Source organism: Sphingobacterium sp. GW821-FHT03E03 (assembly GCF_059420745.1).
Window position 1 is genome coordinate 1 of record NZ_JBWKUH010000079.1, and the last position, 435, is coordinate 435.

The 435-nt window shown below is 32.0% G+C and carries 1 protein-coding gene; it reads left to right on the forward strand.

Annotated elements, in window-relative coordinates; translation table 11 throughout:
• Positions 1-45: 45 nt before the first annotated feature.
• A partial coding sequence (locus AC07UV_RS25730; RefSeq protein ID WP_495185860.1) for a hypothetical protein occupies positions 46-435 on the forward strand: 390 nt, incomplete at its 3' end.

A 435-nucleotide genomic window follows, 5' to 3' on the forward strand; every position in this document is an offset into this window, starting at 1 on the left:
CTTAATATTAAACAGTATTATTTGTAATATTAATCAATACGAAAAATGAGATTTCGAAAAACAACATTTAATTTGAGAACAAGTATTATTTTGTTTCTCTCTATTCTTTCTATCTTTGCATATCAGGGATGTAGGAAGGATATCGTCCTCAATAGTCAAAAGACAAATACTTTTGCGAGTATAGCTGAAATAAAAGAAAGCTACGAAAAAATGTCCATTGAGTCACGAACAAGTGATAGCTTAAAAAGTGGGCTTATAATTAAATATATCCCACAATGGGAAAATGCAAAATCCTCCCAAATCAATGACTCCACACAATATACCCTAATTCCATTGATTGGGTCAGGACAGCTGAATGAAAAAGAAATTTCAGTACAGACTGTTAATAATACTCTTTTTTTGGTCGTTGCCAACGGGGAAAAATTCTACCTTTCC